Source organism: Dietzia cinnamea NBRC 102147, from assembly GCF_001571065.1.
GTDB lineage: Bacteria > Actinomycetota > Actinomycetes > Mycobacteriales > Mycobacteriaceae > Dietzia > Dietzia cinnamea.
Window position 1 is genome coordinate 37,535 of record NZ_BCSW01000026.1, and the last position, 6,798, is coordinate 44,332.

The 6,798-nt window shown below is 69.4% G+C and carries 8 protein-coding genes; 3 read left to right on the forward strand and 5 right to left on the reverse strand.

Annotation, left to right across the window (positions count from 1 at the left end):
* Window positions 1–110: 110 nt before the first annotated feature.
* Window positions 111–818, reverse strand: a complete 708-nt coding sequence (locus DCI01S_RS10560; protein WP_061229178.1) for an alpha/beta fold hydrolase — start codon at window positions 816–818, stop codon at window positions 111–113.
* 472 nt (window positions 819–1,290) lie between these two features.
* Entirely contained in the window at window positions 1,291–1,503 is a 213-nt protein-coding gene (locus tag DCI01S_RS17230; protein WP_129591157.1) for a hypothetical protein, read from the reverse strand.
* Window positions 1,504–1,689: 186 nt separating this feature from the next.
* On the opposite strand from DCI01S_RS17230, the gene DCI01S_RS10565 reads away from it, so the two are divergent.
* From DCI01S_RS10565 to DCI01S_RS10575, 3 genes are all read left to right on the forward strand, one after another.
* On the forward strand, window positions 1,690–2,199 hold the full coding sequence (locus DCI01S_RS10565) for a GNAT family N-acetyltransferase (RefSeq protein ID WP_061229179.1): 510 nt from the start codon (window positions 1,690–1,692) through the stop codon (window positions 2,197–2,199).
* A gap of 74 nt (window positions 2,200–2,273) precedes the next feature.
* On the forward strand, window positions 2,274–2,609 hold the full coding sequence (locus DCI01S_RS10570) for a hypothetical protein (RefSeq protein ID WP_061229180.1): 336 nt from the start codon (window positions 2,274–2,276) through the stop codon (window positions 2,607–2,609).
* 136 nt (window positions 2,610–2,745) lie between these two features.
* The gene (locus tag DCI01S_RS10575) at window positions 2,746–3,303 is read left to right on the forward strand and encodes a hypothetical protein (protein WP_061229181.1); all 558 of its coding nucleotides are present in this window, start codon (window positions 2,746–2,748) and stop codon (window positions 3,301–3,303) included.
* A gap of 295 nt (window positions 3,304–3,598) precedes the next feature.
* On the opposite strand, the gene DCI01S_RS10580 is transcribed toward DCI01S_RS10575, so the two are convergent.
* The 3 genes from DCI01S_RS10580 to DCI01S_RS17570 form a co-directional block, all read right to left on the reverse strand.
* Window positions 3,599–4,876: an amidohydrolase gene (locus tag DCI01S_RS10580; protein ID WP_061229182.1), complete on the reverse strand. Its 1,278-nt coding sequence runs from the start codon at window positions 4,874–4,876 to the stop codon at window positions 3,599–3,601.
* Window positions 4,876–5,991 carry a non-homologous end joining protein Ku gene (gene ku, locus DCI01S_RS10585; RefSeq protein WP_061229183.1) on the reverse strand — a complete coding sequence of 372 codons (1,116 nt, stop codon included), beginning with the start codon at window positions 5,989–5,991 and terminating at the stop codon, window positions 4,876–4,878. The genes DCI01S_RS10580 and ku overlap by 1 nt, the downstream gene beginning before the upstream one ends.
* A gap of 405 nt (window positions 5,992–6,396) precedes the next feature.
* Window positions 6,397–6,798 (reverse strand): hypothetical protein (locus DCI01S_RS17570; protein ID WP_167349556.1); only part of this gene is annotated, 402 nt, incomplete at its 5' end.

Consider the following 6,798-nt stretch of genomic DNA (forward strand, 5'->3'; position numbering starts at 1 on the left):
GTATCCGAGCGGCGGCGGTCTGATGGGTGAGCATCGGGAAGGGGCGACGACGACGAGCTCCACCTCCCCCGGCCGACCTGCAACCCCACACGGCCGCGGGTCTGGCGGGGTCAGCCCTCGAGGGAGCTGAGCCAGTCGCTGAGCGCGCTGGCCAGCTCGCCCGGCGCCTCCACGGGCAGCATGTGTCCGGTCTCAGGGATCTCGACGTACGTCACATGCGGCGCCGAATTCGCCTCGGCCCATTCCCGCTGCTCGTCGGTGGGCACCACCTGGTCGTCCGAGGCGCCGACGATCAGCACCGGGCACGACGCCTTGGCGGGGAAGTCCCAGCGGTCGGGCCGCGACCCGATCGCCACCGAGTGGGCGGCGAATCGCTCGGGCCCGTACACCCGCGCGGCCCGCAGCCGTTCGGCGCGGACCTGAGGGTCGTGGCCGCGGTCGCCGTAGTAGACGGCTTCCATGCCGTCGAGGGCGATCTCCTCGTACTCCGCCTGGCTCAGGCCCGCCGCCCGCTCGGCCCGCGCTGTCGCGGACTCCGGGTCCTCGGCCCCCACCGGCGCGGTGACCAGCACGAGCCCGGCCAGCAGCGCCGGATAACGCTCCGCCAGGTGCATGGCCACCACCCCACCGAGCGAATGCCCGACCACCACGCTGCCGGCCGCGACCTGCTCCGCCACCTGGTCGACGAGCGCGTCGAGGTCTGCCACGGCCGGCAAGTCGAGCGCCGTGGCACTTGACCCGTCAGGCAGGGCGTCAATGACCGGGGACCACGTCTGCGCATCGCCGTGCAGGCCGGGGAGAAACACTAAGGTCGTCATGAACTCGACCGTACGCGCGCCAAAGGCGGCCAAACCTGGACCGGCGAACTCGCCACGCGCTCAGCGAGGTGCCCGGGCTTGTCCGCGTCGCGCTGGCGGTGCTGGCCCCGTACCTCCGCCGGATCCGCTAGCAGACGCTCCAGCGCCCGGGTTAGCGCCGCCACGTCACCCGGGGACACCAAAAGCCCCGACTCGCCTTGGCGCACACCCTCGGCTTGGTCGCCCACTCCGTGCTCACTATTGGGCGCGCGTGACTGAAGGCCAGGTGGACGATCCCGCTCTGCCGGGGCCCGCAAATCGACTGGGAGCCCGCGGGCACGCGGACCTCGACGGGACCGGGCGGAGGCGGCGCGATTGGGCCGACGCCGGCACCCCGCGGCACCTGGTGTCGTGCCTGCCGACCACGTGGCGCCACTGTCCGTTCGACGGCGTGGACGGTCCCATCCCGGGCGGCGCGCGACCGCACACCGAGTCAGACGGCGCGATGGTCGTAATGGACGAGGAGGCGCCAGCTCTCGTACGACTTCTGGCAGGCCCGGCGTGAGGGGACCGGCAGGGTGGCCTCGTTCGGCGCGATCGCCCCGCTGGCCAGCAGCAGCTGGCGCGGCTCGCGACCGGGGACGGTCCGCGTGTGCCGCGCGACGCGGCGGGGTCGGCGACATGAGGGGGGATCATGTTTCGCCAACGAGGCCCACTATAGGAACGGCCGCGCCAGTTCACAAGCGTCAGTTATACGGAGCACAGCTAAGTGTTTCATTGTCCGCTGTTCCGACGATCCGAGACGCGGACAGCGACCAGCGGTATCGCCCGGGCGGAACGTTCGCGACCTCGCCCAATTCTTCTCGCCGGGAACGTCCCGGATAGGAACCGCATGAACACCTGGACCACCCGCGCAGAGACCGACGCGGACATCCCCGCGATCCGCGACATCATCCTGCGGGCCTTTCCCACCGCCGCCGAGGCCGACCTCGTCGACGCCCTCCGTGCTGACCCGGCCGCGTGGATCGACGGGCTGTCGATGATCGCCGCGACCGCCGGCGGGCATCCGGTGGGCCACGCGCTGCTCACCCGCTGCCACGTCGGGAACGAGCCCGCCCTCGCGCTGGCGCCGTGCTCAGTGCTGCCCGAGTTCCAGCGCACCGGCGCGGGCTCGGCCGCCATCCGCGCGGCCCTGACCGCGGCACGAGCGATCGGCGAGTCGCTCGTCGTGGTGCTGGGCCATGCCGGCTACTACCCGCGATTCGGCTTCCGCCGCGCCTCCGGCTTCGGTATCCGCGCGTCGTTCGACGTCCCCGACGAGGCGTTGATGGCCCTGCCCCTCGACGACTCCCCTGCCGTCCCGGAGGGCGTCATCCGCTATCCCGCGGCTTTCGGGGCGTGACCGCTCGCGCAGTCGCGGTGACCGCGGGACCGTGAAGGCGGGGTGACCTCGTCGTCGTCGTAGGCTTGACGACCATGTCTGCGACCGCGAACCTACGCCAGGAGCTCGACGCCGCCCGGGACCGGTTCGAGCAGTACCGCGTCTCCGTGAGCGCGGCGTTCGACGATCGGCCCGCGGGCGAGCTGTCCCGGGCCGTCGAGGCGGTGCTGCCGGATCTGGCGTTCCATGAGGGGCAGGCGGTCGCGGCGGCAGTGGCTCTGGATCGGTTGGGCGCCGGCGCCGATCTGTCCGCGGTGATCCGGGCGCTTGATCTGCTGCTCCTTGAGCAGCAGGCCGCGCGGCGCAGCCGGGACTTCCTGGCCGGCGTGTCCCGGGTTCTCGCCAATGTGAGGCGGCGCGAGGAGGGTTAGCCGGGTGGTCCGGCGGGCGCGAGCTGCGGGCACGCATGCGGGGGCTGCCGGAGGTCGGTCGCATGCACCGGCGGCCGAGCGGGCAGGCGGGGGCGGCCGGCCACGCCTCGGCAGAGCGACCGGAGACAATGGGGGCATGGCATCCCCGGATCAGCGCGCCCAGTTCGAGCTCCTCGCCCCTCTCCTGGCCCGCGAGGGCGTCGATGTGTGGACCGCGACCGTCGCCGACCTCGACGCCGGGATGGAGCGCGCCAAGCAGCGCCACGCCGCCGCGGTCGCCCGCGTCCGCGCTGTCCTGGATGCCCACGCCCGCGACGACATCTCCGCCGCCGGCGCGCTCCTCGAGGAGCTGGAGCTGACCGCCGAGACCACTCCCCCGCCGATCCCCGACGCACTGACCGTGGCGACGCGCTTCGCCCAGCTCGCCCAGACGCTGGCGCCGCAACTACCGGCGGACGTCATCGGCGCGGTGAAGGACCGGGCACGTGTGGCTGACGCTCCCGAGGGCATGGCCGATCTGTGCGAGGCGGTGCTGCTCGACTGCGACGCCGCCACCGGCATCCGCACCGTGGTCCGCGAACACGGGCCGGCAGCCGCGCTCTACGCCGCCGCGGCCATGACAGCGGCGGTCTTCAGCCGGTGGGCCGCACACACCGGGGACTCGATGGACGAGGTCGTCGCCGCGCACGCCTGAGCGGCGGGCGCGAGCGGCCCGTTCCCGGTGCCGCGGGACCCGCGCAGCTCACCGAGTGGTCGCGAAGGCAGCTTTTCGGACCGCTCGTCCTGCGAGAACCTGAGCGGGTGTGACCACTCGGTGGTCCCCACAAGTCCAACTTCTTCGCCCTCCCTTGCCACGGCCATTTTGGCGGGCGCCTTTGTCGCTGCGGCACTTCCGGCCGGTGTCTTCCTTGCCGAGCTGCTCGCGCTCATCGTGCTGGCGGCCTAACTGGCGGAGCCGGAGTTCTCGTCGTCGTCGTTGTCGTCGTTTCCTACACGGACCCGCGCTCGGCGCCCAGGTAGGCCAGCGCCGCCACCACCTGGGCGCGCGTAGCGGTGAGCAGCGTCGACTCCTCCTCCGGCGCGAAGTGCGGCGAGTGGTTCGCCGGGATCTCCTGACTCACCGCGCCGCGCGAGACCGCGTCCCGGTAGCGGGCCGGATCGACCGAGCCAACGGTCCAGTACGTGTACGGCACCCCGAACGCGTCCGGGACGAGCGAGAAGTCCTCCGACGCCGTGACCCGGCTCGCCTCGTACACCGCGCGCGGGCCAAAGTGCTCGACGAACGCCGCGGTGACCGTGTTCGTGACGCCCGGATCGTTACGGGTGAGCGGATACTGGTCGTAGTAGTCGAACTCCGGGTCGGCCGGGGCGCCCGCGGCCGCGCACTCTCCGCGGACGATGCGCTCGATCGCGGAGATCAGCTGCTCGCGCACCGCCGGATCGTAGGTGCGGATGTTGAGCAGCAGCTCCGCCGAGTCCGGGATGATGTTGGCCTTGGCTCCCGCTGCGAGCGAGCCGACCGTCAGCACCGCGAACTCCCCCGGCTCCACCTCGCGCGAGACGACCGTCTGCAGGCGCAAGACGATCGACGACGCCAACACCACCGGGTCCACCGCCGTATGCGGCATCGACCCGTGCGCGCCGCGGCCGTGGATCGTGATCTTGAGCGAGTCGCCGGCCGAGAGCACCGGGCCCGCCACCGTGCCGATCGTGCCCGCCGCCGTGGGCATGACGTGCTGGCTCAGCGCGAGGTCCGGCTGCGGGACCCGCTCGAGCAGGCCGTCGTCGACCATCGCGCGGGCACCGGCGGCCGTCTCCTCCCCCGGCTGGAACACCGCGATGTAGGTGCCGGACCAGGCGTCTCGGTTCTCGGCCAGGATGCGGGTGGCGCCAAGTAGCGCGGCCGCGTGTGCGTCGTGGCCACACGCGTGCATAACGCCCGGCGTCTCGGAGGCGTACTCCAGGTCGGTGTCCTCCTGGAGCGGAAGCGCGTCGATGTCGGCGCGGGCCAGGACGGTGGGGACTTCGCCGCTGGTCCCGGCCCCGGCGTGGGCCGGGTTGCTGATGACCGCCACGACGCCGGTCCCGCCGATCCGCTTTGGCTCCAGGCCCAGCGCGGTGAGCTCCTGCTCGATCCGGTCCGCCGTCGCGTGCTCGGCCATGCTCAGCTCCGGGTGGCTGTGGAAGTGGCGATAGAGGTCGCGGAGCCAGTCGAGATGGCCCTCGACGTACTCGGCGACCTCGGCCGCAAACTGCGGGCCTGCCATCAGGCAGATTTCTTGGCCGGCGTCTTGCGGGCCGTCGACTTCTTCGCCGGCGCCTTCTTGGCCGTGGACTTCGAGGCTGTCGACTTCTTAGCGGTGCCCGAGCCGGAGCTGCCGGAGTCCGACTTGGAGGACGTCGACTTCTTGGCCGTCGACTTCTTTGCCGCGGCCTTTTTGGCGGGCGCCTTCTTCGCCGCAGTCTTCTTGGCCGGCGTCTTCTTTGCCGAGCTACTCCCGCCCTTCTTGCTGGCGGTCTTCTTGGCGGAGCCGGAGTCCTCGTCGTCGTCCTCGTCGTCGTCCTGGTCGTCCTGGTCGTCTGGGTCGTCCGCCTTTCCGCCCCGGTCCTTCACACTCGCCCGCAGCGCCGCGAGCAGATCGGCCACCTCGTCGTCGCCGTCCTCGTCGCCCGAGGTGTCCTTCTCCTCCACCGTGAACGCCTCACCGCCGGCCGCCTTGGCCTCGATCAACTCCTTGAGCTGATTCTGGTAGTCGTCCTCGTACTTCTCCGGCTCGAAATCCGCCGCCATGGTCTCGATGAGTGACGCCGCCATCTTGACCTCCTGCGGCCGGACCTTCGCCTCCTTATCCAAGCCCTCCAGGATCGCCGGGCGGATCTCGTCAGGCCACAGCAGCGTCTGCAGCATGAGCACGTCCTTGTACACCCTGAGGGCACAGAGGCGGGTGCGGTTGCGCAGCGTGAACGTGCAGATGGCGAGGCGGTCCGTCTGCTGCAGCGCCTCGCGCATCAACACGTACGCCCGGTTCGAGCGCGACGCCGGCTCCAGGAAGTACGCGTTGTCGAACGCCACCGGATCCACCTGATCCGCCGGGACGAACTCCGTCACCTCGATCTCGTGGTTCTGCTCCACCGGCAGGCTGGCGAGGTCCTCCTTGGTGAGGATGACCATCTCGCCCTCTTCGGACTCATACGCCTTGGCGATGTCGGAGAACTCCACCTCCTCGCCGTTGTCATCCCGCACCTTCTTGTAGCGGATCCGGACGCCGTCCTTCTTGTCCACCTGCCGCGCGTGCAGATCGTGGTCCTCCGTCGCCGCGTACACCTTGACCGGCACGTTGACCAGACCGAACGAGACCTCGCCCTTCCAGATGGATCGCATATAGGGAGTATGCGACAGATGTGGGGCGGCGGCAGCCGGACGAGGGGGGTGGGGCGTGGTTGGTGCGTGTCAGAAGCAGTTTGGCACAGAGGCCCCTCGGGCAAAGCAGACCAAAAGGCGGTGCTGGAGACGCACACTCCCACCGCACTGGCTTCCGCCCTACCTATCTGATGAGCTCGCTCGACCCCCACCCTGCTCCGGCAAAGAGTCACGCCCGCACCAGGCAGAGCCCCGCTCGCGCCCGCAGTGGCGTAGTCTAACTGCGTTGCGCCAAACCAGCTCGCCTTAGCTCACTGCGTCTGTCCGAATGCGAAAGTGACAGTCGAGGCCGCCGGATTTCCGAGAGCGCTAGTTTGACGAAGTGCCTAAGCGGGTTACTTTCCGGTGCGACTGAGCCCGCCTTAGTCACTGGTGAACCCAGCCACTTACGATGGACGCCAACTCGTCGCGCATTTTGTCAAGAGAAGAAATTCTATCTTGGTTTTGCTTTACATATTGCACCCCGGCATCCCCGTCGGCTTCTGAGATGATGGTCGACAGTTGAGTCGATATTTCGTCCAACTTGCTCGCTATTGCTTTCGGGGCTGCGAATTTCGCTCGCAATGATTTCGATTTAAAAGCACTGTGCGCATCAGCTAGAAGCTTGTGCTGCATTGCCAGTTCCGCTTCTATAGTGTTCGCCTCATCTTCGAGCCCTCCCACTTTGAGCGACGCCTTCTTGACTTCCCCGTCATGAGAAGTAGGGGCTGCGAGCAGTTTCCGAAGGCGGTCCTCAGCGGTCTCAAGCTGCTTATAGACGTTTGAAGG